Consider the following 24,257-nt stretch of genomic DNA (forward strand, 5'->3'; position numbering starts at 1 on the left):
GGTTTCGATGATCAGACTTATTGGTGTCATGGTAAGGAAAAACTCGGAATAATGGTACAAATACCAGGGTTGTTCGATTAAAACAACATCTGCTCTTGATGGGCAGTCCAGTCGACCAGGGGTGTGTCTTGTCGAATTGAGTGGGTGCGAAACCCGCACCAAACTGCTATTATAGGGCGAATTTCTCAGCCGCCCCCACCATGCCGATCATGGAGTTTCCCGATGGTTGAAAAGCCCGTCCCGCATGTTGCGCCCGAGGTCGCCGTCACGCCCGAAGCCCTGGCCGCGATGGTGGACGATGCTGCACCGGCGCCGGCCGTGGTGATCCCCGGGCCTGATGTCCGCCACGACGTCGCACTGACGCTGTTGGCCAGCAATGAGATCAAGAGCTACGTGGTGGCGGCGGTCGCGCTCAGCGCCGTGCCGCTGCCCCTGGTCGATGTCGCCGGCATCGCCGCCATCCAGTTGCGCATGATCCAGAAACTGTCCCAGCTATATGGCAAGCCTTTCAGCAGCAGCCTCGGCAGCTCGCTCCAGGGGGCCTTGCTGGGCACCTTCGGCGGTCTGGGCGGCGGCTTGGCGGTTGGCAGCCTGGTCAAGATCGTTCCGGGAATCGGTTGGGCCCTGTCCGCCGCCACCATGCCGATCGCGGCTGGCGCGTCCACCTATGCCATCGGCAGGGTGTTCGTGCGGCACTATGAGGAAGGCGGATCGCTGTTCAACCTGGACGCCGGCAAGTTCAAGGCCTTCGCGCGTGAGCAGTATGAGAAGGGCAAGCAATTGGCCCGGATCGCCAAGCGTGAGGCCAAGGAAGCCAAGGATGCTGCGGCGGCCTGATCCCGACTTTCCACCCCTTCAGCGTTGGGCGCGGCCGGGTTCCCTGGCCGCGCCTTTTGCTGTGAGTATGCGCGATCGTTCCTGCGGGAACGCCGTCTGGCTTTTTGAGGTCTTGGCATGAGCGGTTCTGGCACCTTGCCCGTCACCTTCCTGTTCGGGGGCCAAGGGTCGCAGTACTATCAGATGGGGGCGGAGCTGTTTCGCGGCCATCCGATATTCGCCCAGTGGATGAGCTGGGGCGATCGTTTCCTGCGGGAAAATTTCGGCCGGCCTGTCCTGGAAACCATCTACGCCCCGGGGCGGGGCCTGGGCGACGTCTTCGACGCCCTGCCCATCACTCACCCCGCCATCTTTTTGACCGAGGTGGCGCTGGCCCGCACGCTGGAACATCACGGCATCGTGCCCGATCAGGTGGCGGGGGTCAGCCTGGGAGAATTCGCGGCCATGGTGGTCGCCGGCATGATGCCGCTGGAAACAGCCCTGGACCTCGTGGCGCGCCAGCCCGCGCTCTACGCTCGCCATTGCGCGCCGGGTGGTATGGTCGCCGTGCTGGCCAGCCCCGACATCTGGCGGAGCAACCCCATCCTCAGCAGCCGCAGCGAGCTGGCGGGCGTTACGTCGGATGAGCATTTCGTGCTGTCTGCCGAGGCGAAAGCCATGCCGGCGATCACCATGGAACTGGACCGCCTGCATCTGCCTTACCAGGCCCTGCCCGTTCCCTTCGCCTTCCATTCCCGCTGGATTGAACCGGCGGCGGCGGCCAGCCGGGCGATGACCGCCGAGATACGGCTTGAGGCGGGCCATTGTCCTTGTCATTCCGCCAGCCTGCAGGACTGGGCCATGCCCGATACGCCGGACCTGTTCTGGCGCATCGCCCGCAGTCAGATGCATGTCGGCCCCATGGTCCGAACGCTGGAGGGGCGGGGCGGGGCGATCTATATCGACCTCAGCCCGTCCGGCACGCTGGCTACGCTGACCCGCCTGTGCCTGCCGCCCGGATCACCGTCCCAGGTCTTCACCATCCTGTCGCCCTTCGCCAGTGGCCTGAAGTCGATTGAGCGACTGGCCGCAGCATTGCGGCCGGTCTGATCGGTCGAACCGCTTATGGCGGCGGACTACGGTCGATCACCTGTCCGTCCGACATGGCCAGCCAGACGCCGTTCCCGTCGGCGCGGGCGGCGATGGCGACCGGCCGCCGACTGTGCCGGCCGGTCCCTGTCATCGGCGCTGCATCGGTGGCCGGGAAGGAGGGGGCCGCGCCCACACCCGTCACCGATCCATCGTTCGCCAGTATCCAGTACCCCTCTCCCTTGGGCTGCAACGTGATGCTGAGGGCCTTGGCGGCCCCCTCTCCACGCTGGCCCAAGGTGGGGGCATCCCCCAGATATTTCAGAGAACCGAAGGTTCGCACACGGCCATCAGCATAGAGTATGCCATAGCCTTCCCCCACCGGAGCGCTGACGATGTCGACCGCCGCACTTGCGGGTTTTTCTGCCGGGGAGCCGAGGCCGGCCGGCAGGTCGCAAAGGGCATTGCCGAAACAGAAGATCGCGCCGTCCTGTGCCAGCAGGCGATATCCCAGCCCCGACGGCGTGTGGTCGATGCCAACGATCTCCTGCCCCGGTTCCAGCTTGGTGGTGACCTCACCGAAATCAGGTACCGCGCCCACAACATGCACGTGGCCGTCGCGGGTGGCCACCCAGTAACCGTCGCCCAACAGGGGCGCGCTGATGCCGACAACAGGGGAACGTGTGGCGCCCACCCTGCCGTGGTCCACGGCGGTGCCGGTGGCGATGACATCGCCGTCAGCCCGGGCCAGCCAATAGCCTTCCCGAACACGCTGGGACGTCGCCTCCCACGTTACCCCACCGTCAAAGGAATGGGAGATGGCGCCGCTGTAACCCAGTGCCACCAGCACGCCCCCACCGGCTGCTGCTGCTGCGCACAGCGTGCTTTGCGTACCGGAGGCACGGGTTGTCCATTGGCCGGGGGCTGCGGAGGTCAGGATGGTGCCGCCGCTACCGGTGGCAATGACGGTGGATTGCCAAAAGGCCACGGCGCACAACTTTTCCTGCGTGCCGCTGGTTTCCTGCGTCCAGATATTGCCGTCAGTGGTGCGCAGGATGACGCCGTCCGTTCCGACGGCCACGGCTTCGTTCCCGCTGGCCATGACGGCCAGCAGATCCTGGCGGGTCAGGGGCGGCAGGGTCTTCCAGGTCGTGCCGTCGCGCGACACGGAGATCAGGCCATTCTCGCCCACAGCAACGACATAGTCCCGGGCGCTCGCCACCGCCCACAGCGCCAGCGATGTCGAGCGGTTGGGCGCAGTGGTGCGCCGGGGGGTCCAGCCATCGCCATCGGGAGAGGTCAGGATGGTGCCGTTCCGCCCCACGGCGATCAGCTGGCGCCGAAAGGCGGCCACGCCCAGCAGGTCGGTGCGGGTGCCGCTGAACCGTGAGGACCACAGCACACCGTTGCGCGACATCATGACCAAGCCCCGGTCGCCCACGGCGATCAGCCCGTTATCGTGCTGGGCCAGGCCCCACAGCACACGGCGGGTGGCGGGAACGCGGCGGGTCCAGTTCTCGCCATCCGTGGAGGTGAGGATGCTGCCCCCCCCGCCCACGGCGGTGAAGCGGCCATTGAAGATCGCGCCCAGCATGGGCTGACCCGCTGACGGCCGTTCCACCTGCCAGCGGCGGCCGTCGGCGGATGACAGGATGACGCCGCCGGTGCCCACGGCCACGATGCGGTCATCGGTGCGGACCAGGGACTCCAGGTTATAGCGGGCGTCGGACACCCCCTCCTGCCAGGCCTTGCCTGGCCAGGCAAGGCCGATGATGCCGCCGGTGCCGGTGGCCACGATGCCCTGGGGCACTGCCAGGACGGCCCGAATGGTGGCGTCAGGCACTGGCCCCAGGGGCGCCCATCGGCAGCCATCGCGGGATCGCAGCAACAGGCCGTCGGCGCCGCCAGCGACGAAGCCCAGACTGGGCGAATGCGTGATGCTTTGCAGCACCGCCCCCTCGGACATTTTGCACAGACGCCAGTCCAGCCCGTTGGATGAGACGGCACTGACGTTTTCACCCACCGCGACGAAGAGATCGCCGGCATAGGTGATTGCCATCAGGTTGGCTTCCTGGGGCAGCGCGGTGGGGCGCCAGTGTCGGCCATCGCTGGAACTGGCCATGCCGGCGGGGCCGATGGTGACATAGCGGTCGCGCGATGCCGCGATGGCGGTCAAGGTGCCCTCCACCCCGGTCTGAACCTCTTGCCAGTTGATGGCGTCGGCGGAAAGGGTGGCGGTTCCGCCCGACCCGACCGCGACGAAGCCGGCAGGGCCGCCGGTCACGGCATAAAGTTCGCTGCGACCGGGCGCCTCCTGCCGCGTCCACAGATGGTTGCCCTCGTCATTGGTCAGGATAAGGCTGCCTTCGCCTACCGCCACCAGCATGGGGCGGTCGTGCACCAGCGCGCGTGCCACAGCGTGCAGCGTTTCCGAACCATTGTAGGCATCGCGGTAAGCGGCAATGGCGGTGACCGGGGCCGGCGTGACGGACCGGCGGTAAGAGGCCACCATCAGCCGGGGGGTCACCACAGCGAGGGCCACCAGGCAAAGAATGATTGTGGCCGCGAAGGCCAAACGGCGGCGGCAGGTCATAGCGGCTGTGTCACGGCTTGGCCGGGGCGGGGCCAGCCGCGAGCGCGGCGGCCGACGTCCCGGGCTTTACGCCGCTGGTCTTTCCACCTTCCGGCTTGGCGGCGGCTGGTTTGGTTGCACCGGCGTCCAGGGGATCGACTGTATCCGGCAGGGGTGGGGGCCAGACGGCCGATGCCGCGTCCCCCTCCGATCCGGAACCGCTGACCGGCGAGGGGGCTTTGGCGCGCGGGCTCTCGGCCGGTGTCTTGTCGGCATTGGGCTTGTCGCTGGTGTCCAGGATCAGCGGCAGGCCGTTCTGCGCGCCGATCACCACCACCTTGGCATTGGGCGATTTCGACAGTTGCAAGGTGGCGTCGATGCCCTTCCAACGGAGATAGCGTTCGGAAATGCCGTTGGAGACGATATCCTGGAACTGCCGGATGCCTTGCGCTTCGATCGCTTTGCGCTCGCTTTCCAGCCGTTCCTTCTCCAGCACGAACTGGAAGCGCAAGGCGTTCTGCTCCTCCGAGATCTTCTGCTCGATGGAGGTCCGTACCGACTGGGGCAGGGTGATGTTGCGGATGAAGATGTCCTGGATGTTGATCAATTGGTTATCGCCGCCGACATCCAGGTTGCTGCGTGCCAGCACCCCGCGTACCAGACGGGCGACGCGCTGTTCCAGCGCCGTCCGGTTGATGCTGTACAGGTCATCCGGGCGCAGTTCCGCCACCGCGTTGCGGATTTCGGAACTTATGGTCGGACGGATCAAAGTGTCTTCGAACTGCGGCCCCAGGGTCTCGTGCAGGTTGGCCACCAGATTGCGGTCCACAAAATAGGACACGGTCAGCTCGACATCCACCGCCAGACCATCGCGGGTCAGCGCCTGCACTGTTTCATCCATGCGGCGCAGACGCACATCGTAGATGAAGATCTGGTCCCAGGGCGCGATGATCTTCAGGCCGGGACTATAGTGAAAGCCGATCTGGGTGCCGCCGGTCAGACGAAGCCACAGTACCCCGACTGAGCCCGAAGGGATGTTGATGAAGATGCGGTCAGCCAGGATGACGACCGCGAAGGTCAGGATCAGCGTCGCCAGCAGAATGTTCAGCCGATGGCGACGCCGCCATGCGCGAAACCGCGCCCGAAGGTCAGGTTTCACCGGCGTCGGCGCGGGCTTGGGCGCAGAACTGGGGCCGGGGCCGGTGGATGAGTGGTCCTTGGATGTGGTCATGCCGCCGTCAGCTCGCGCATCTTGCCCTCATCCATGTGATAGCGCCGGTCGGCGACATCGAAGTAGCGGTCATCGTGGGTGACTGCGATCACCGCCTTGCCGGCAGCCTTCAGGCCGGGCAGGATCTCGCGGTAGAAGATGGCCCGGAATTCCGGGTCTTGGTCCGCCGCCCATTCGTCGAACAACAGGATCGGCCGGTCCTCCAGCAAAGCAATCACCAGGGCCAGGCGCTTGCGCTGGCCGGTAGACAGCGCTGCAGGGTTGAAGCCGTTCATCAGGCCGCCGGGCAGCTTTTCCGCCAACTGCATCTGCGTCAGCAACCGCCACATCTCCGGCTCACGCTCGGCCGTGATGTTGAACAGGCGGTGGAAAGTGTAGAACTCTGCGAACACGGTGCCGAACAGGCGACGATTGCTTTCCGTGGCGCCCACGCCCAGAGGGGCGCCGTTCAGCAGCAACTGCCCGCCCATGGCCGGGTACAGGGCTGTCATCACCTTCAGCGCCGTGGACTTGCCCGATCCATTGCCGCCGGTGATGAAGACGATCTCCCCCGGTCGCGCATCGAAATTGATGGGGCCGATGCTGAAGCGCTGGTCGCCATTGCCGGTGGCGTGGGTGTAGTGCACGTCGCGCAACGCCAGCGACCGGAACGGCGGCGGGGTGGTGGTGCCCACGTCGTCGTCATGGGTTTCCACCTGTCCGTCCAACTCGCCCTCGAAGGCGCGAATGCCCTGGGCCGCCAGACGCACGCCGGCGACGGTCTGCACCGTGGCACCCACCCCGCTCATCAGCGAACTGGCGGCGAACAAGACCACCATCACCAGCCGCTCGATCTGTTCGTGGCTGCCCTGGCTGAACAGCGGCAACAGAAAGACCACCGCGCCGCTCAGCAGGTAGAAGGTGCTGTTGATATAGACGATCAGGTCCGTCAGCACGTCGTTGGCATGGGACCGCCGCTCTGCTGCCTGGGCGCTGCAGGCCTTGATCTCATCCACCACGATGGCGCGCTTGGCCGGGTCCAGCTTCAGTTCCTTGAAACCCTGGATCAGATCATGGACGCCGTCCATCAGCCGCGTCTCCGCTACGGCCGCCTCCTGCCGGGCGCCGTCCGTCTCGCCGGCCTTCATCAGATAGCCGTAGGTCAGGAACCCCACGGCCACCAGGGTCAGCAGGAAGGCCGCCGGTGACAGGTAGAAGACGTAGCAGATGCTGAACAGGAACAGGATGCCCGACTGCACACCCGACAACAGGTTGACGATCCCCATCGAGATCATCTCGTAATACCGCACCAGGGCGCTGTAGAAGCGCTCGTTGCTGAAGCTTTCGAAATGGCGCAGGTCCAGGCGGGCAATGCGGGTTGCCGTGACACCCCTGATGTCATGCAGCGCCATTTCCAGATCCCGCGCCGCCCCCTTGGTGAAGAACTTCTGTGCGAGGTTGTAGCCGATGATCAGGATGAAGAAGAGGAAGACATAGACCAGCGAATAACCGTCATCGGATGCCAGCGCCGCCGCCTTGTTGATGACGGCCAGCACGGCGGTGCCGCAGCAGGCAGCCAGGATGGCGGCCTGCGCCAACTGCTGCAGGGTGACGGTGCGCGTGCGGTCCAGCGCATCGCGCAGGGACTGAAAGCGGTCCTGGCCAGCAGCGGCCTTTGGTGCACCGGCCAAGGCCGACAGCACGCGCGCAGCAAAGGGGCGTGCGCTGCTGGAGGCGTCCATGCCTTCAGCCATCATGAAGGGCTCCGCGAGGCCCAGTGCTCGCAGGTGTAAAACATAAGCAATGTAATTACCCCGCTCGCGCAGCAGTCGCCACTATTGGCCGGAACATATCTGAAAAAGGGGTGGCGGGGAAGCCGCCTCCTCTCAGGCCTGCAACGATGGTGCCCTGCCGCGCCTTCGATAACCCGGTGGTTGTTGCTTCCCCTGCCGGCATGATATCTGGAGCCCGTCACCCGCCAGGGCCCGACCAGAGAAGGGATCGCCACCCATGTCCCAGCAAGAGCAAGAGCAGCGTCCGCCCGTAGCGTTGTTGCCGGACGCGCTGGCCTGCCGCCTGGACAAGGCCTCCCGCATCCTGGCGCGTTATGCGGGTTGGGGCGTCGCTGCCGGGGCCGTCCCGGTTCCGGTGATGGACCTTGCTGCCCTGGCCGTGGTCCAGACCAAGATGGTGACGGAACTTGCGGAACTGTATGGCGAAACCGTGTCGCTGGAATCCATCCAGGCCCTGGTTGGCGTCCTGATCGGCGTGCTGGTGCCGAAAAGCGCCTCCTCCCTGCTGACCCAGTTGCTGGTCAATGCGCTGCCGGGTGTTGCGGGTCTTGTTGGACTGACGACCATGGCCGCTTTCTCCGGGTTCGGCACCTATGCGCTGGGCCGTGTCTTCATCCGCTATTTCGAGGGTGGCGGGCGCCTGCACGGCATCAGCGCCCAGGCCATACGCCAGGAACTGGAGCGCGAGTTTGCGGCCCGGCGCTAAGTCCTTGTTCAGCGCCCCAGATAGACTTCGACGACGCGCGGATCGGCGCTGACATGGTCCAGAGATTCGTCGGACAGGACGGAACCTTCGTGCAGCACCGTCACCTTCACATCCAGGTCGCGCACAAAGGTCATGTTATGTTCGACCACAACGACAGATCGCGTCTGGGCTATTTCCCGCAGCAGGCGGGCGGTTTCCGCCGTTTCCGCATCCGTCATCCCGGCCACCGGCTCATCGACCAGCAGCAATTTCGGCGATCTTGTTGGTGGTGTGGGGATAGACATAATCAGACCCGGCCAGCACCCAGCGCTGCACCCCTTCGCCGATCAGGTAATCCACCGCCGGGATGGCCTGCTGGTTGGGGGCGGCCCCGGTATAAAAGACGTTGCGGCTGCTTTCCTCCCCCTCATACCGCGCCGGATAGAACAGGATGCCGTTCAGTTCCTCAAACACCGGCAGCACGGATTTGCGCGAAACAGAGGTCCAGCAGCCGAAGGTGGCAGCCACCTTCTGCACGGCCAGCAGCTCGCGCGCCTTTTCGGCGAAGAGCGGCCAGTTGCTGGCCGGGTCCACCGCCACCGGTTCCAGCTTGCGGCCCAGCACGCCGCCGTTCTTGTTCTGCTCCTCAATCAGCATCAGCATGACGTCTTTCAGGGTCGTCTCGCTGATGGCCATGGTGCCGGAGAGCGAATGCAGAATGCCGACCTTGATCGGCGGCTTGTCGCCGGCCAGGGCCACCCCGGCGCTGCCCAGCATCAAAGCGGCACCCGTCACGGCCAGCACGGCCGAACGCAGAAAATGACGACGCGACATTGATTTTCTCCCGTCTGCGGGTAAATGAGGAAAATCGAAGAAGCGGTCGGCCAAAGGCCGGTGCGTGGCAGTTCAGAACTGCAATTGCAGGCCCAGGGTGAAGCGGTCCTGCTTGCCGCCTGTGCCGCTGTCGATGTTGGAATATTCCGCACTGACGCGGGCGCTGTGGCCCTTGATCACGTAATGCACGCCCAGATCATATTGCTTGATATCGCGGGATAGGGCGTCGGGGTTGAAGGTCTGGTAACGGGCGAAGGGTTGGAACTGGCCGATCCCGACCTTGCCCGGCAGCAGATAGGCTGCCGCCACCATCCAGGCATCACCGGCAACAATGCCACCCACATTGTCGGTATCATAGGAATACCAGGCCCCTTCCAGGGTGACCGCCCCCGCTGACCCCAGCTTCTTTTCAAAAAGCACATCAATACTGACGGTGCTGTAATCGCCCGGTTTACGCGCCGTGCCCACGCCATCGGGCTGATAGGCTCCGGCAATGGCCAGGGTCAGCACATCGGCAGCACCGTAATAGGTGCTGCTGGTGTAATAGGCGGGGTTGTCTTCCACATCCAGGAAGTTGTAGGCCAGCCGCCCGGTATAAAGCAGCTTGTCGCCTTCATTGCTGGCACCTTTGATGCGGTTATGGCGCCTTGAAGGCGCCGAACGCGTAGGTCAGCCGTTTGTCAGCAACCTTGCCCCACAGGGTGGCACCATCGTCACGCCCGGCGAACTTGGCCGGATATTGCGACACCACGCCGGGATAGGACCAGGCATTGATGTAATAGGGACCGTCCAGATTGGCCCGGTCGCTGGGCGGCAGCATCCGGCCGACCCAGATATTGAATTCATCGGAAAATTCAAAACGGGCATAGCCGTCCAGCAGCTTCAAATTCCCGTCGCTGTCGCGTTCTGTGTTGAAGGTCGCCTTGATCGTATCGGTCAGCGAACCGGAAACGAACACGCGCACGGAGTCCAGATTGACATCGTTGGAGCGGTCCTTGCCGCTGGGGGCGGCATCTTCGGCACTGGTATAGCTGCATCTGGCAGGCGGCCAGCCCCTGGAAACGCGGCGCCTCCACCCTGTCGCTCCCGCAGGCGGACCGGGCGGGGGACGCGGGTCGGCCCGGATATATCACCCTGGCCGTGGTGGGGGCGCACCTGTCGGACATGCCGCTGAACGGGCAATTGACCGAACGCGGTGCCGTTCTGCCGGGAAGCACGCTGACATCGGCGGCCTGCCACCTCTACGCCCTGCCGGGCACCGTGCCACCCAAGCCGGGGCTGCTGCGGACAGGGGAGGGGACGCCCATCGCGGTGGAACTGTGGGAAATGCCGGTCGCCCATTACGGGTCGTTTGTGGCGCTGATCCCGCCGCCGCTGGGCATCGGCACCCTGGAACTGGTGAATGGACGGCATGTGCAGGGCTTCCTGTGCGAAGCCTGGGCCACGCAAGGGGCCGCCGACATCACCAGCCTGGGCGGCTGGCGGGCCTTTATGCGCCTGCGCAATCAGCAAAATGCCAACACCTGACCGCGCCCAAAATGGAAAGCAGCCGATGTTCAAGACCGTCCCGATCGCCAACCGCGGCGAAATCGCTGTGCGCATTGCCGCCACCTTGAAGCGGATGGGCATCCGTTCTGTCGCCATCCATTCCGACGCGGATGCCGACAGCCTGCATGTCAGTGCCGCTGACATGGCGGTGTCGCTGGGGGGGCAGACGCCGGTGGAAAACTATCTGCGCGGCGGTCGTATCATTCAAATCGCCAAGGAAACGGGGGCGGAAGCCATCTTCCCCGGTTATGGCTTCCTGTCAGAAAATACCGATTTTGCGGAACAATGCGCTGCTGCCGGGATTGTCTTCATCGGCCCCACGCCCGACCAGATCCGCCGTTTTGGTCTGAAACACACCTCCCGCGAGATTGCCAGGGCCGCCGGCGCGCCGCTGACGCCGGGCACAGACCTGTTACGAGATGTGGTTGAGGCCAAGCAGGCGGCAGCGGAAATCGGCTATCCGGTCATGCTGAAAAGCACCGCCGGCGGCGGTGGCATCGGCCTGCAGCGCTGCGCCGATGAGGAGGAACTGGTCGCCGCCTTCGACAGTGTGAAGCGGCTGGGCCAGTCCTTTTTCAAAGATGGCGGGGTCTTCATTGAACGGTTCGTCGCCGATGCCCGCCATGTGGAAGTGCAGATTTTCGGCGATGGTCGCGGCCATGTGGTGGCGCTGGGTGAGCGTGACTGTTCCGTCCAGCGTCGCAACCAGAAAGTAATTGAGGAAACACCCGCCCCCGGATTGCCGCCGGAAACCCGTCGCCGCCTGCTGGATGCCGCTGTGCGGCTGGGTCTGGCGGTGGATTACGTCTCTGCCGGCACGGTGGAATTCATCCATGATGGTGCCCGTGATGCGTTTTATTTCCTGGAGGTGAATACAAGGCTGCAGGTCGAACGTCCGGTGACAGAGGCGGTAACCGGCCTGGATCTGGTGGAATGGATGATCCGCATCACCGCCGGCGACGTGCCTGATTTCAGCCTGTTGCCGGAACCGCGGCCAGCCTGGGCGGCTTCGTCTGCCCCGCCACCATCATCAAGGCCGACCTGTGGAAGGTGGGGCAGGTGAAGCCGGGTGACACGATCCGTTTCCGCCCGGTCAGCTTTGCCGACACCCTGGCCCTGGAACAGGCCCAGGATGCGGCGATTGCCACCCTGTCGGCGTGCCCGCTGCCGCTGCCGGCGTTGATCAACCCGGAAAGCTGTATTCTGACCCGGCTGCCGGCCAGTGACGAACGCCCCATGGTCCCCTATCGGCAGGCCGGGGATAAATATATCCTGCTGGAATGTGGGGAGAATGTGCTGGACCTGCGGCTGCGCCTGCGCATCCATCTGTTGATGGAGGCGGTGAAGGCGGCCAATATCCAGGGTGTCGCGGAACTGTCACCCGGCGTGCGTTCCGTACAGATCCATTATGACAGCAGAATCATCAGCCAATCGGCCCTGGTCGATAGATTGCTGGAGCTGGAAAGCCGGCTGGGCGGGGTGGCGGGGCTGAAGGTGCCCAGCCGCATCGTGCACCTGCCGCTGGCATTTTAAGATTCCGCCACGCTGGGTGCCGTTACCCGCTATCGGGAGACGGTGAAGCAAGAGGCGCCGTGGCTGCCCAACAATGTGGATTTCATTCAGCGGATCAACGGCTTGGAACGCCTGGATCAGGTGAGGGATACGCTGTTTGAGGCCAGTTACATGGTGCTGGGCCTGGGCGATGTCTATCTGGGTGCCCCCTGTGCGGTGCCGCTGGACCCGCGTCACCGGCTGCTGACCAGCAAATACAACCCCGCCCGCACTTATACGGCGGAAGGCACGGTGGGATCGGCGGCATCTATATATGTGCATCTATGGCATGGACAGCCCCGGCGGCTATCAACTGGTGGGGCGGACGGTGCCGATCTGGAACAGTTCCTGGCCAACCGCCAGTTCGGGGCGGAGCCCTGGCTGCTGCGTTTCTTCGACCGGGTGCAGTTCTATCCGGTGACAGAGTTGGAGTTGGATCGGTTCCGCGGCGATTTCCGCGCAGGTCGCGTCCAGGTGCGGTTGGAAGAGGACATGTTCGACCTTGCCGCTCACGAGGAGGCCTGGGTGGATGAGGCCGATGCGATCACCAGCTTCCGCACCCACCAGCAGGTAGCCTTCACAGCGGAGGTGGCGCGCTGGCAGACGGATGAGGCTGGCAGCAGCGACGCTGCGGATGAAGCCCCGCCCCCTGCCGATGACAATGCCGTGCAGGCGGATATTTCCGGCAATGTCTGGAAGGTGCTGGTGGAGCCGGGCCAATGGGTGGAGCCGGGCCAGCCTTTGGTGGTGCTGGAGGCGATGAAGATGGAATTCTCCATCCAGGCCAAAATACCGGGCCGTATCGCCGCCATCCATTGCCGGGCGGGCCGACCGGTGACAGCGGGTGATGCGTTATTGTCGCTGGAGGCGATTCATACCAAGAGCCATGAAGCATGACTCTTGGCATTTATACTCCGTTTCCATGATCAGAACCGATCGGTCCTGATCATGGTCCTCAAACGCCGGCGCCAACATCTGTTGGCTTGGTTTCACGCGGCACGGGCCGCGCGGCGGTAGTCGCCGCCGTACCCAGTTGCGATGAGTTCACCTCATCGCAACTGGGTATTAGCGGTTCCGTCAATGGTCGGTGCTGTGTCCGCCGCCTGGTCAGGCCGAACCTGCCAATGATCACCCCACCACGGCCAGCTTGCGGATGGTGCCACTGGCATCGCGGATTTCAATGTAGCCTGTCACGGTTGACGCCCCACCCGCCGTGAAATTCCCAAAGCGCAGCCGCCCGCCTGTTCCCTTGGGCAGCAGGGCGATATCCACATCCGCATCATTGCCGCGTACTGACAGCGACGGTGCGGTACCGGTGCCAGCACCGGTAATGGCCAGATAATTTACCGAGGACGCCGTCGGTTGGATGACGAATTGCGTGCCGGTAGCGTTGAAGGCAAAGCCGCCACTGTTCTTGGCGTTGAAATTGAAGCCGATATGGCTGTCGCTGCCGGTTGCAGTGAGGATTGGGGAGATGCCCGTCGGGGCCGCTTCCAGCAGGACGCCATTGACGGCGCCCGGCAAGGCAGCGGCCCGCATCACCTCCACCCCGCCCCCAACCACGCTGAGACTGTCCGTTGCCAGATGCGCGATGCCCGTGTCCGCATCGGCCGTAAAGGCCAGTGCTGGCTGGCCCGACCTGCCCTCTGCCAGTTGGACAACGTCTTTAATACTGACCGTGCCTGTGAAGCTCGGCCGGTTCAAGGGAGCGTAAAGACTGAGATCGGTTGATGACACCGGATTTAAGTGCAGGAAATAAGTGCCGGCCATGACGATCACCTGAAAAAGCTGAGGGAAACAGTACAGGCGGCAGGGGCGATGAATCCCAGTCTCTGCCGGCCGCTGATCTTGCGGCCGGATGGACAATATTCTCCAGCGCTGCCGTCCACGATATCTTCGGTTGGAATGTAGGGAATATTATCATATCCCACCCAAAAGGGCCCGGTGGCGTTGAATAACACCACCCGGGTTCCCGCGGGTACCGCGACGGTTTTGGCTGTGGCGGCCGCCAGGACGATGGCGTAACGACTATCCGACGGCTCTAAAATTTCCGTTCTGTTGCCCATCGCATCGTGGAAAATCTCGAACGTCTGCATTCTGTCCTCTCACTTTGGGATCAGGACACCGGCATCAACCGCTGGGAGCGGTGCCGATCTCTTAAATAGGATATATATCCTTAAAATTGGAAAATCAAGTTTTTAAGGTATTAAAGCCTAATATACGATATACTTTGGAACGCGCGTGCAAAGCGGGATGCGTCGGGCTGTTGGCGAAAGCAGCGGGCTTGTGTAATGACGGTCCTGCCAAGGTCCGTCATTGCTGCACGAGGGATCAGGCCGCGGGCAAGCGGGAGCGGGGGAAGCGTGGAACAGGTCGAAACAGTCATTATCGGCGCTGGTGTGGTCGGACTGGCTATTGCCCGGCATCTGGCCCTGGCAGGACAGGAAGTTATCGTTCTGGAAGCGGAGAGCCTTATCGGTTCGGGTACCAGCTCCAGAAACAGTGAAGTGATCCATGCCGGTATTTATTATCCGCAAGGTTCCCTGAAGGCGCGCCTCTGCGTCGCCGGACGGCAGATGATCTATGATTATATTAAACGGCGCCGCATTCCCCACGAGGCCTGCGGTAAGATCATTGTGGCCACCGCAGAAGAACAGCATGATCGCTTGCTGGGCTTGCAGGCAAAGGCGATCGCCAATGGCGTTGACAGCCTGGTTTGGCTGACCAGGGCCCAGGTAGAGGCGCTGGAGCCGGAAATCACCTGTACCGAGGCCTTGTTGTCACCTGTCAGCGGCATTATCGACAGTCACGCCTTGATGCTGTCATTCCAGGCAGACCTGGAAGAGCATGGCGGTATGGTGGTGTTCCGCAGCCCTCTGCAAGCGGCGGAGGTTCGGGGGGATGGCATTGAGTTGCTGGTGGGGGGCAGCGATCCGCTGCGTCTACGTACCCGCAACCTGATTAATGCAGCCGGGCTGGGGGCGCAGAAACTGGCAACCGCCATCGAGGGGCTCCCGTCGACCTTTGTGCCGCCTTTGCGGTTGGCCAAGGGGAATTATTACGGGCTCAGCGGCCGTAACCCGTTCCGCCGGCTGGTTTATCCCCTGCCTGAACCGGGGGGGTTGGGGGTGCATGTCACCATTGATCTGGGAGGGCAGGCCCGGTTCGGCCCGGATGTGGAATGGATCGACCGGGAAACCTATGATGTGGATCCCGGCCGTGCCGAACGCTTTTATGCGGCGGTGCGGCGCTACTGGCCAGGCTTGCCGACGGGAGCCCTGATTCCCGCCTATGCCGGCATCCGGCCAAAGCTGGTCGGCCCGGGGGAAAGCGACAGCGATTTTGTCATCCAGGGACCAACGGAACATGGCATCGCCGGGCTGGTTAACCTGTTTGGGATTGAATCCCCCGGTTTGACCTCCTGCATGGCCATCGCGGCCGAAGTTGCGGAAAGACTCCGATAATGTGAAAGATGTGTAACATTGAGGAGATCGGCGACTTAAACATGTCAGTTGCATGATGAGACAAAACCAGCCATTAAGCTAAATATCAGCAAATTATCAAAATCCGCAGGAGCCGTGAATTGAGCAAGGTCGCGTTGATCACCGGTGTGACGGGGCAGGATGGCGCCTACCTGTCTGAACTGCTGCTGTCCAAGGGCTATATCGTCCATGGGGTGAAGCGTCGTTCCTCCTCGCTGAATACCGGCCGCATTGACCATCTTTACCAGGATATCCACGAGAAGGATGTGCGGTTCCAGCTGCATTACGGTGACCTGACGGACAGCACCAACCTGATCCGGATTGTGCAGGAAACCCAGCCGGACGAGATTTATAATCTTGCGGCGCAGAGCCATGTGCAGGTCAGTTTCGAGACGCCGGAATATACTGCCAATGCCGACGCCATCGGCACGCTGCGCCTGCTGGAAGCCATCCGTATCCTGAAGCTGGAACAGAAGACCCGCTTCTACCAAGCGTCGACCTCTGAACTGTACGGCAAGGTGCAGGAGACGCCGCAGAAGGAAACCACCCCCTTCTATCCGCGCAGCCCCTATGCTGCTGCCAAGCTCTACGCCTATTGGATCACGGTGAATTACCGGGAGGCCTATGGCCTCCATGCCAGCAACGGCATTTTGTTCAACCATGAAAGCCCGATCCGGGGCGAAACCTTTGTCACCCGCAAGATCACCCGTGCGGTGGCGGCCATCCACCATGGCAAGCAGGATTGCCTGTATCTGGGCAATCTGGACAGCCTGCGCGACTGGGGCCATGCCCGCGACTATGTGGAAGGTATGTGGCGCATCTTGCAGCAGGATGCCGGCGATGATTACGTGCTGGCCACGGGTGAGATGCATACGGTGCGGGAGTTCGTTGAGAAATCCTTCGCCCATACCGGCGTGACCATCACATGGTCGGGCAGTGGCGTGGACGAGGTGGGGCGTTGCAGTGCCAGCGGCCGCGAACTGGTCAAGGTCGATCCCCGCTATTTCCGCCCCACGGAAGTGGATTTACTGCTGGGTGATCCGTCCAAGGCCCTGGAAAAGCTGGGCTGGAAGCACAGCACGCCGTTCGCCGAACTGGTGCGCGACATGATGGAATCCGATCTGAAGCTGATGGCCTGACGGAGCGCTGGCGTCGCCCTATCAAGGAACAGGAAGCGCGGCGGACAGGCGGTTTTACTGTTGATCCCCGTTCCCGATGGCTGTGCTCTATCGGGAACGGGGAGTAGCGCTGGCGATTAATGTCTTGTGGTTCAGCGGCGGTCAGTGTGACCAGTATAGGGTGGGTTTTCTCCCGGGAGGTTGAAGATGGGTAAAGTCGCATTGATCCTGGGAATTGGCGGACAGGATGGCACCTATCTGGCCAAGCTGCTGCTGTCGAAAGGCTATGAGATCCATGGCACTTCCCGTGATGATCAGGTACGTGGCTTCGACAGTTTGACCCTTATGGGGATACGGCGTCAGGTTCAAACGCATTCCCTGGCGTTGAACGATTTTCGAAGCATGTTCAAAGTCTTCCGCAATGTCCAACCGGATGAGGTTTACAATCTGGCGGGTCAGTCCTCAGTGGGGCTTTCTTTTGATCAGCCGGTGGAAACGTTTGAAAGTATTGCGGTTGGAACGCTTAATATTCTTGAATGTTTGAAGCTGCTTGACCGGCCGACCAAGTTGTTCAATGCGGGCTCCAGTGAATGTTTCGGTAACACGCCCGAACCTGCCAATGAATGCACCCCTTTCCATCCGCGCAGCCCTTACGCCACAGCAAAGGCTGCCTCTTTCTGGACTGTCGCCAATTACCGGGAAGCGTATAAGCTGCACGCGTGTTCTGGTATTTTATTCAATCATGAATCCCCGCTGCGACCGGCCCGCTTCGTGACAAGGAAGATTGTGTCAACCGCACTGCGCATTGCCAACGGCAGTAAGGAGAATTTGCGCCTGGGCAATATTGCTATTGAGCGGGATTGGGGTTGGGCACCGGAATATGTTGATGCCATGTGGCGTATTCTGCAGAGTGATAAGCCAGAAGATTTTGTGATTTCAACCGGTAAAACCTATTCACTGGAGGCGTTTGTCGCCGCGGTGTTCGCTGCGGTGGGCCTGGATTGGAAAGAGCATGTCGATATTGACTCCACGCTTTTTCGTCCTTCGGAGATCGACCGGAGTGTCGGGAACCCGGCCAAGGCTAAGCAACTTTTGGGATGGGAAGCCGAGATGCACATGCCGCAGATCGCGCGCGCGCTGATTGAGCACGAACAGGCGAAGCTTTTGGAAAACTGATACCAAGCCACCTAAAGGTTGACCTTTAAGCAGTTTGGAGGCCGGCGACCGCCGGCTCAGCACCCCGTGGGCGCGCAAGCCAAGCTGCCGGAGGCAGCGCCCGGCACCTGAAATCTCCCTTGATCGGTCAGGATCAAGGGAGATTGGTATCAGTTTCCCAGAGCGGCCATCAATTTTCTGTGCGCTTTATGGACGGGAAATTTTCGCATAAGAGAGCCCGCAGCTGCTGGGGGCCGCCGCTTGGTGCGAGCAGGCACTGCGGACAGGCAACCCAGCCATTCATCCAGATTTTCGACCAATCGCCCCGCTCCTCCCAATCGATCCGCCAAACTGGGCGTGCTTAAGCCGAGGAAGGGGATTCCAGCCAGGGTTGCCTGGATGAAAGCCCGCCACGCAATGATGCCGCTGGTGTCTGCGGAAGTTGTCAGAAAAGCAAGGGACCGGCAAACGCGCAGCAGAGCCGGTTGGTCCTGCGGATTGGCCGGCAATATTGGGCGGACCCTTCCGCTTTGCAGCAGCACCGGTGGCACGGTTACATTCACCTGGACTAATAATGTCAGTCCTGCGGCCGAAAGTATGGGAATCAGCCGTGGCGCCAGAACCGGCAGGATTTCTGCCAACTCCTCCGGCTGACCCAGGCAGGCTACATAAGCCCTCTCCGCCATTGCTTCTGGTAGAGTACGCATGGCTTCTGCCAAGGCAATTTCCGCTGGAACCGGCACATCGGGCACAACCTGAATCCGACCTGCCGGACAGAGCTGACGGATACGCATCGCCAATGGCTCGTCCGGAACAATCACCGTGGAGAAAAGCTGCAATGCTTCCGTTCTGGCAGCAAGATCGGCCAGGATCTGCTCCCTTGAATGGATATCCAAGCGACCGGCAGGCCCCCGCATCGCCAAGGAAATATCGATATTATGCGTATCGATATCCGCGACTGCCGTCGCATTGGATCGCTGAATGGAATCGACCATCTGCCGCAGGTGGGGAGAGACCACCGGATGCTGAAAAATAGCAGCATCGCCAGCGTTCATATCCGCACCGGACAATGTCTCAATTGTGCAGACCATCGCGTTGATACCGTTTGCAGCCAGATGTTCAGCCCGATTGAGGGAACGATAATGTACGCTGTCATTGTCCCCGAATCCGGGGGTGGGTGCCGTCGGCAGCACAAGAAAGACACGTTTGAGGCGCTGAGATGAAGAGCGGGCGAACCGTATCGGATGTTTTGCAGCCTTGTCCGAATCCTGCATGGTCGCTCCTGCGGTTTGCCTTGGAATCGGCGCCATTGCTGATATGGAGCCCGATAATGAAAAGCCTGCCGTCAGCAGGTTAGCCATCGAGTATCCAACTTTCCCGTACGCCAGCGGTTCCCGGTGGCGATGATAATCGCCCTTGGATAATTAATCGTTAACCACGTGAGTGCGGAGGGTAGTTGGTTGATGGCGGTTGAATTTATCAATTGCCGCGCTTGACGCAGCGATCTGTTGCGCACCGTCCAGCAACTGCAAGCTGCCGGTGGCAGAGCAGTAGTCAGCATGGCGGCTGTTGAGGTTGAGGGAACGGGTAAGTACCAGGAGCCGTGACCCATGGCTCTTGGTATAAGCGTGTCATGTCTTCTTCTTCGCCCCGATCTTCGGCTCGGTACCCTTCAGCAGCCGGGCGATATTTTCCTTGTGCCGGATGAAGACCAGCAGGGCGATGAAGACACACAGGCCCGCCACCGCCGGCCCGGCCAGGAACCAGGCCACCACCGGGCTGAGGCCGATGGCGATCAGGGCGGAGAGGGAGGAGATGCGGAAGGCAAAGGCGGCCAGCAGCCAAGTGCCACAGGCAGACAGGCCCACCGGCCAGGCAATGGCCAGCAGCACGCCAATGGCGGTGGCAACCCCCTTGCCGCCCTTGAAGCCCAGCCAGACCGGGAAGCTATGGCCCAGCATGGACCCGGCGGCGGCGGCCACAGCCGCTTCCACCCCACCAAAATAGAGCGCCAGCAGGGTGGCGATGCCGCCCTTGCCGCTGTCAAGAATCAGGGTCAATGCGGCCAGCGGCTTGTTGCCGGTGCGCAGCACATTGGTGGCACCGATATTCCCGCTGCCGATCTTGCGGATATCGCCATAGCCGGCCAGCCGGGTCAGCACCAGCCCGAAAGGGATGGAGCCCAGGAAATAGCCGCCGGCAAAGGCGGCGATCAACAGGCCCCAGGCCAGGGAAGCGGTTGCCGGTTCAGCCATGATGGCACCGATCCTTTTTGTTCTTAATGGTTACGCGCGGACGGGTCAGGCGGCGCGGGTGAACACGCTGCGCCCATCCACGATGGTGCGCATCACCATGCCCTGAACCGGGCGCTTGTCGAAACAGCTATTCTTCGATTTCGATGCCAGCTTCTCCGCCTCGATCCGCCAGGGCCGGTCCAGATCGAACAGCACCAGATCGGCGGCACCACCCTTGGCCAACCGGCCCAGACGCCGCAGGCCTAGGATATCAGCGGGGATATGGGTGATGGCGGCCAGCGCACGGGCCAGCGGCACCTGCCCCTTATGGTGCAGGTCAAGCACCAGCGGCAGCAGGGTTTCAAACCCGACCGCGCCAAAGGCCGCCTGGGCGAAGGGCACGCGCTTGCTGTCCTGATCATGCGGCTGATGGTCAGAGGTGATGGCATCGATGGTGCCATCGGCCAGCCCCTCCACGATGGCGCGGCGGTCCATTTCGCTGCGCAGGGGGGGCTTCAGCTTGAAGAAGGTGCGATAATCGCCGACATCCATTTCCGTCAGGGAGAAATAGGGCGGGGCGGTGTCGCAGGTGATGGAAAGGCCGCGCGCCTTGGCCCGGCGGATGACATTGACCGATTCAGCGGTGGAGATATTGGCGGCGTGGTAACGCCCGCCGGTCATTTCCACCAGCCGCAGGTCGCGTTCCAGCATGATCACTTCGGCCATTGGCGGGATGCCGGCAAGGCCCAGTTTGGTGGCGATCTCCCCGCTATTCATCACCCCGCCGGCCAAGCGTGGCTCACTGGGGTGCTGGAAAATGGTCTGGGCAAAGGTGCTGGCATAGGAGAGTGCGCGACGCATCAGGGCCGGGTCGGCGATGGGGCCGCCATCGGTGAAACCAACGGCCCCGGCCTCCATCAACAGGCCGATTTCCGCAAGTTCCTTGCCGGCATTTTCCCGCGTCAGGGCCCCATAGGCGAAAATCTTCACCAGCTTGGTTTCCCGCGCCCGGCGGGCGATGAATTCGATCCCTGCCACATCATCGACCACCGGATCGGTGGTGGGCAGGGCCGCCAAGGCGGTGATGCCGCCAGCAGCCGCACTGCGGCTGGCGGTCAGGATGGTCTCATTATGTTCAAACCCCGGCTCCCCCACAAAGGCGCGCAGGTCCACCAGACCGGGGGCAAGGCACAGGCCGGTGCAATCCACCGCCGTCACCCCCTCCGGCACGCCACCGGCGAACAGGCCGGGGCCGAAATCGGCGATACGGGTGCCTTCCACCAAAAGGCCGCCTATAGCATCCAGGCCGGTGGCGGGGTCGATCAGGCGGGCGTTCAGATAGGCGGTGCGCTGGGTCATGGGGGCGTGTCCGGGCCGGCGGGCGGGAAGGGGTGATGGGGGCGCAACAGGGTGGCAGACAGGCTCAACCCTTGTGGCGCACCAACAAGTCCAGGCAGGCCATGCGCACGGCGACGCCCAGTTCCACCTGCTGTAAGATGACGGAGCGGTGGATATCGTCGGCCACCAGACTGTCGATCTCCACCCCGCGATTCATCGGGCCGGGATGCATGATCAGGGCGCCGGGCTTGGCCACGGCCAGCTTCTCATAATCCAGGCCGAAGAAGCGGAAATATTCCCGCTGGCTGGGCACGAACTGGCCCTGCATCCGTTCCAGTTGCAGGCGCAGCATCATCACGATGTCGGCATCCTTCAGGCCGGTCTTCATCGAATGATGCACCTCCACGCTCAATTCCCCAATGGCGCTTGGCAGCAGGGTGGGCGGGGCCACCACGCGCACATTGGCGCCCATGATATTGAGCAACTGGATATTGGAGCGGGCGACGCGGCTGTGCAGGATATCGCCGCAGATGGCGACGGTCAGGCCCTTCAGCGTGCCCAGGCGGCGGCGGATGGTCAGCGCATCCAGCAGGGCCTGGGTTGGGTGTTCATGCTGGCCGTCACCGGCATTCAGCACCGCGCAATTCACCTTGTCGGCCAGCAGCTTGGGCGCACCCGATTCCTGGTGGCGCACCACCAGCGCATCCAGATGCATGGCGTTCAGGGTCATCGCCGTATCGATCAGCGTCTCCCCCTTCTTCACCGAACTGCCATCGACCGACATGTTGATGCAGTCGGCCCCCAGCCGCCGGGCCGCCAGTTCGAAACTGGTGCGGGTGCGGGTGGAGTTCTCGAAGAACAGGTTGACGACGGTGCGCCCGGCCAGCAGGTCGGACTTGGCCCCGGCGCGATTCTGTTCGACATAACGGTCGGCCAGATCCAGCAACAGGTTGATTTCCGGTGCCGTCAGCCCCTGGATGCCCAGTAGGTGCCGGTGGCTGAAACTGTCGGCGCGGCCGTCGATATCGTGCGGATGGGTCGCCATGGGGCGCTGCCTCGGGGAATGGAAACGGGGCTGGTTCGGTTGCGGCGGACTATAGCGCGGGACCGGGGGCAGGCAAGTGCGCGACGCGAAACCCAGCCCCTTCAAACGCTTCCCCTTCAGCCCCTGCCGTGCCGGCAAGGGGGGTCAGACTTTGCGTCCCGCAGGTGGGCGGGGCGGCGGCTCGCCATAGGCTTTGGCCGCCGCTTCCGGTTTTTTCAGGTTTTCCATCAGTTTCAGGGCGAATTTGCCGCCATCGTTGCGACCGCGCAGAAAAGCGGTCACCACATCACGCGCCGCTTCCTTGTCATATGGCACATGGCTGGGGGGCAATGTGCGGGCAGCCTCCGCCGCCTGGGCGGCCTTTTCCGCCCGTTCCAGCACGTCGGGATCAATGCGGCGGCGGATGGCCCGCATCTGGCGCAGCAATTCGGCCTTCGGGTCGGCGGACATGGGGCGGCTTTCTCCCTGGCAAGCTCCCTTATAGAATGGCGCAGCCGTACCGCTGCGCAAGGCATATTGAAATCCTCTCTCCTATCGGTTGATATTGTACCGATTAACCTGGATAGAGAATCGTCCATGCGCGCTGGCTACAATATTCTGCTGTTGGCTGGATTCCTGGCTTCCACCAGCACTGCCCTGGCCCAGAGCACCTGGCAGGAGGCGAACAGGGCATCAGCCGCGCTGCAACAGGAAGGCAAGCAGGATCAGGCACTGGCGATGGCCTGGAAAGCAGCTGAGCTTTACGAGCAAAATCCCAATTACAAACCCGCCAGCCACGCGCAGTTGCTGCTGAACGCCGTGGATATGGCCGACAGTATCAATAATGAAGTGGAACTGGCTGCTGTGCGGCGGGCTTTGACTGCCCTGAAGCGCCATGTCGGGGAGGATGCCCCCCTGACCATCCAGTTCCAGCAGCGGCTGGGCCAGGCCTATTACGGGACTGGCCAGTTTCAGGATGGGGCCAGCGCCTATGAACGGATGCTGTATCTGACCGAGCGGAATTTCGGCGGCGAGTCGCCGCAATATCTGGACGCCATACTGGAATATGCCGGCATGTCCAAGACCACCAGCGAACTGGTGCATACACGAAAGCTGCTGGACCGCGCCTCCGCTATCACGGCCAAGCTGCCACCGACCCATCCGCAACGTCTGCGGACAGATTTCCAACAGGCCATTCTGACGCTGGAGGCCAACCGTTGGGACGAGGCGGAGGGCATGTTCCGCGCCCTTGTGGAGACAGGCGAGAATGCTGCCGATCCCCAACAGCGGGTGGCGCTGGCTCCCCTGTTGCTCCATGCCTATGGCAAGCTGGTCTATATCGCCGACAAACAGGGCGATGCGGCCAAGGCCGATGCCTGGGTGGAGAAGACGCGCGCCCTGCCACTGGAAAGCAGGGAACCGTTTCCCCTGGTCCGTGTTGCCCCAGATCTGACCATTTCGGGTGACATTCACCTGACTGGTACCGCCAAGGCGGTGTTCAAAATCTCCACCGCAGATGGCCGCGTGAAGCAGATCGATATCGTGGAAAAGTCGGGCAACCCGCAATTTGCCGACCGGGTAAAAGCGGCCCTGAAGGAATGGCGCTATCGTCCCAGCGCACCTGCCGGTGCGGCGGGGGAACTGGTGGAGATCCAACAGAGCTTTGGCTATCGCTTTGACAATGAGGGGCCGGAGCTGGGCACCCGCCTGAAACGGCGGGTGTGATCTTCACTCCGCGACCGCCGGAAATGAAAGAAAATAAATACACTTGAAATTTATTCCCTTATGAGTTGCTATTCGACGGGCAT

At 62.4% G+C, this 24,257-nt stretch carries 22 protein-coding genes and 4 pseudogenes; 12 read left to right on the plus strand and 14 right to left on the minus strand.

Features of this window, described 5'->3' with window-relative positions; all coding sequences use genetic code 11:
* Window positions 1-222: 222 nt before the first annotated feature.
* Window positions 223-837, plus strand: coding sequence for a DUF697 domain-containing protein (locus tag GE253_RS14015; protein ID WP_153204752.1), 615 nt, complete (start codon window positions 223-225; stop codon window positions 835-837).
* Between the two features lie 117 nt (window positions 838-954).
* On the plus strand, window positions 955-1,926 hold the full coding sequence (locus tag GE253_RS14020) for an acyltransferase domain-containing protein (protein ID WP_153204753.1): 972 nt from the start codon (window positions 955-957) through the stop codon (window positions 1,924-1,926).
* A 13-nt stretch (window positions 1,927-1,939) separates the two neighbouring features.
* Here the strand turns inward: GE253_RS14020 and GE253_RS14025 are convergent, their stop codons facing one another.
* The 3 genes from GE253_RS14025 to GE253_RS14035 are packed head-to-tail and all read right to left on the minus strand — an operon-like array spanning window position 1,940 to window position 7,444.
* Window positions 1,940-4,498, minus strand: coding sequence for a hypothetical protein (locus tag GE253_RS14025; RefSeq protein ID WP_153204754.1), 2,559 nt, complete (start codon window positions 4,496-4,498; stop codon window positions 1,940-1,942).
* A gap of 10 nt (window positions 4,499-4,508) precedes the next feature.
* Window positions 4,509-5,708 (minus strand): prohibitin family protein, encoded by a 1,200-nt coding sequence (locus GE253_RS14030; protein WP_153204755.1) that lies wholly within the window; start codon window positions 5,706-5,708, stop codon window positions 4,509-4,511.
* On the minus strand, window positions 5,705-7,444 hold the full coding sequence (locus GE253_RS14035) for an ATP-binding cassette domain-containing protein (protein ID WP_153204756.1): 1,740 nt from the start codon (window positions 7,442-7,444) through the stop codon (window positions 5,705-5,707). Before GE253_RS14035 ends, GE253_RS14030 begins: the two co-directional genes overlap by 4 nt.
* A gap of 253 nt (window positions 7,445-7,697) precedes the next feature.
* Between GE253_RS14035 and GE253_RS14040 the strand changes: the two genes are divergently transcribed.
* Window positions 7,698-8,186 carry a DUF697 domain-containing protein gene (locus GE253_RS14040; protein ID WP_153204757.1) on the plus strand — a complete coding sequence of 163 codons (489 nt, stop codon included), beginning with the start codon at window positions 7,698-7,700 and terminating at the stop codon, window positions 8,184-8,186.
* A gap of 8 nt (window positions 8,187-8,194) precedes the next feature.
* Here GE253_RS14040 and GE253_RS14045 read toward each other — a convergent pair.
* The 4 genes and pseudogenes from GE253_RS14045 to GE253_RS14060 all read right to left on the minus strand — a co-directional run.
* Window positions 8,195-8,446 (minus strand): annotated as a pseudogene (locus tag GE253_RS14045) (ABC transporter ATP-binding protein); the annotation flags it as partial.
* Window positions 8,442-8,942: pseudogene (locus GE253_RS14050) on the minus strand (transporter substrate-binding protein); the annotation flags it as partial. The pseudogenes GE253_RS14045 and GE253_RS14050, both read right to left, overlap by 5 nt.
* Before the next feature lie 129 nt (window positions 8,943-9,071).
* A complete protein-coding gene (locus tag GE253_RS14055; protein ID WP_153204758.1) occupies window positions 9,072-9,563 on the minus strand; it encodes a hypothetical protein in 492 nt (163 codons plus the stop codon).
* Between the two features lie 73 nt (window positions 9,564-9,636).
* The gene (locus tag GE253_RS14060; protein ID WP_153204759.1) at window positions 9,637-9,963 is read right to left on the minus strand and encodes a hypothetical protein; all 327 of its coding nucleotides are present in this window, start codon (window positions 9,961-9,963) and stop codon (window positions 9,637-9,639) included.
* Window positions 9,964-10,139: 176 nt separating this feature from the next.
* Here GE253_RS14060 and GE253_RS14065 point away from each other — a divergent pair, with 176 nt between their 5' ends.
* The 5 genes and pseudogenes from GE253_RS14065 to GE253_RS26685 all read left to right on the plus strand — a co-directional run.
* The gene (locus GE253_RS14065) at window positions 10,140-10,526 is read left to right on the plus strand and encodes an amidase (protein WP_211101459.1); all 387 of its coding nucleotides are present in this window, start codon (window positions 10,140-10,142) and stop codon (window positions 10,524-10,526) included.
* Between the two features lie 25 nt (window positions 10,527-10,551).
* Window positions 10,552-11,610 carry a biotin carboxylase N-terminal domain-containing protein gene (locus GE253_RS26265; RefSeq protein ID WP_247878659.1) on the plus strand — a complete coding sequence of 353 codons (1,059 nt, stop codon included), beginning with the start codon at window positions 10,552-10,554 and terminating at the stop codon, window positions 11,608-11,610.
* Window positions 11,577-12,305 (plus strand): annotated as a pseudogene (locus GE253_RS26270) (carboxyltransferase domain-containing protein); the annotation flags it as partial. The gene GE253_RS26265 and the pseudogene GE253_RS26270, both read left to right, overlap by 34 nt.
* A gap of 82 nt (window positions 12,306-12,387) precedes the next feature.
* Entirely contained in the window at window positions 12,388-12,519 is a 132-nt protein-coding gene (locus GE253_RS26535; RefSeq protein ID WP_282183230.1) for a hypothetical protein, read from the plus strand.
* A 323-nt stretch (window positions 12,520-12,842) separates the two neighbouring features.
* Window positions 12,843-12,995 (plus strand): annotated as a pseudogene (locus GE253_RS26685) (acetyl-CoA carboxylase biotin carboxyl carrier protein subunit); the annotation flags it as partial.
* A gap of 231 nt (window positions 12,996-13,226) precedes the next feature.
* Here GE253_RS26685 and GE253_RS14075 read toward each other — a convergent pair.
* Together GE253_RS14075 and GE253_RS14080 are read right to left on the minus strand one after the other, a co-directional pair.
* Window positions 13,227-13,868: a hypothetical protein gene (locus tag GE253_RS14075; RefSeq protein ID WP_153204760.1), complete on the minus strand. Its 642-nt coding sequence runs from the start codon at window positions 13,866-13,868 to the stop codon at window positions 13,227-13,229.
* A gap of 5 nt (window positions 13,869-13,873) precedes the next feature.
* On the minus strand, window positions 13,874-14,194 hold the full coding sequence (locus GE253_RS14080; RefSeq protein ID WP_247878661.1) for an NAD/NADP transhydrogenase alpha subunit-like protein: 321 nt from the start codon (window positions 14,192-14,194) through the stop codon (window positions 13,874-13,876).
* Window positions 14,195-14,461: 267 nt separating this feature from the next.
* Here GE253_RS14080 and GE253_RS14085 point away from each other — a divergent pair, with 267 nt between their 5' ends.
* The 3 genes from GE253_RS14085 to GE253_RS14095 all read left to right on the plus strand — a co-directional run bounded on the left by GE253_RS14085 (window position 14,462) and on the right by GE253_RS14095 (window position 17,874).
* Entirely contained in the window at window positions 14,462-15,562 is a 1,101-nt protein-coding gene (locus GE253_RS14085) for an NAD(P)/FAD-dependent oxidoreductase (RefSeq protein WP_348770856.1), read from the plus strand.
* A 119-nt stretch (window positions 15,563-15,681) separates the two neighbouring features.
* Complete coding sequence (gene gmd, locus GE253_RS14090) at window positions 15,682-16,719, plus strand: GDP-mannose 4,6-dehydratase (protein ID WP_153204762.1); 1,038 nt, start codon at window positions 15,682-15,684, stop codon at window positions 16,717-16,719.
* Window positions 16,720-16,905: 186 nt separating this feature from the next.
* Window positions 16,906-17,874, plus strand: coding sequence for a GDP-mannose 4,6-dehydratase (locus GE253_RS14095; protein ID WP_153204763.1), 969 nt, complete (start codon window positions 16,906-16,908; stop codon window positions 17,872-17,874).
* 149 nt (window positions 17,875-18,023) lie between these two features.
* On the opposite strand, the gene GE253_RS14100 is transcribed toward GE253_RS14095, so the two are convergent.
* From GE253_RS14100 to GE253_RS14120, 5 genes are all read right to left on the minus strand, one after another.
* A complete protein-coding gene (locus GE253_RS14100; RefSeq protein ID WP_153204764.1) occupies window positions 18,024-19,214 on the minus strand; it encodes a hypothetical protein in 1,191 nt (396 codons plus the stop codon).
* A gap of 270 nt (window positions 19,215-19,484) precedes the next feature.
* The gene (gene plsY / locus GE253_RS14105; RefSeq protein ID WP_173012640.1) at window positions 19,485-20,108 is read right to left on the minus strand and encodes a glycerol-3-phosphate 1-O-acyltransferase PlsY; all 624 of its coding nucleotides are present in this window, start codon (window positions 20,106-20,108) and stop codon (window positions 19,485-19,487) included.
* A gap of 45 nt (window positions 20,109-20,153) precedes the next feature.
* Window positions 20,154-21,446: a dihydroorotase gene (gene pyrC, locus GE253_RS14110; protein WP_153204765.1), complete on the minus strand. Its 1,293-nt coding sequence runs from the start codon at window positions 21,444-21,446 to the stop codon at window positions 20,154-20,156.
* A gap of 64 nt (window positions 21,447-21,510) precedes the next feature.
* Complete coding sequence (locus tag GE253_RS14115) at window positions 21,511-22,470, minus strand: aspartate carbamoyltransferase catalytic subunit (protein WP_153204766.1); 960 nt, start codon at window positions 22,468-22,470, stop codon at window positions 21,511-21,513.
* A 144-nt stretch (window positions 22,471-22,614) separates the two neighbouring features.
* On the minus strand, window positions 22,615-22,920 hold the full coding sequence (locus GE253_RS14120; protein ID WP_153204767.1) for a hypothetical protein: 306 nt from the start codon (window positions 22,918-22,920) through the stop codon (window positions 22,615-22,617).
* A gap of 126 nt (window positions 22,921-23,046) precedes the next feature.
* Here GE253_RS14120 and GE253_RS14125 point away from each other — a divergent pair, with 126 nt between their 5' ends.
* Window positions 23,047-24,174 carry an energy transducer TonB gene (locus GE253_RS14125; RefSeq protein WP_153204768.1) on the plus strand — a complete coding sequence of 376 codons (1,128 nt, stop codon included), beginning with the start codon at window positions 23,047-23,049 and terminating at the stop codon, window positions 24,172-24,174.
* Window positions 24,175-24,257: the final 83 nt, after the last annotated feature.

It is taken from the genome of Niveispirillum sp. SYP-B3756 (assembly GCF_009495745.1).
Taxonomy (GTDB): Bacteria; Pseudomonadota; Alphaproteobacteria; order Azospirillales; family Azospirillaceae; genus Niveispirillum.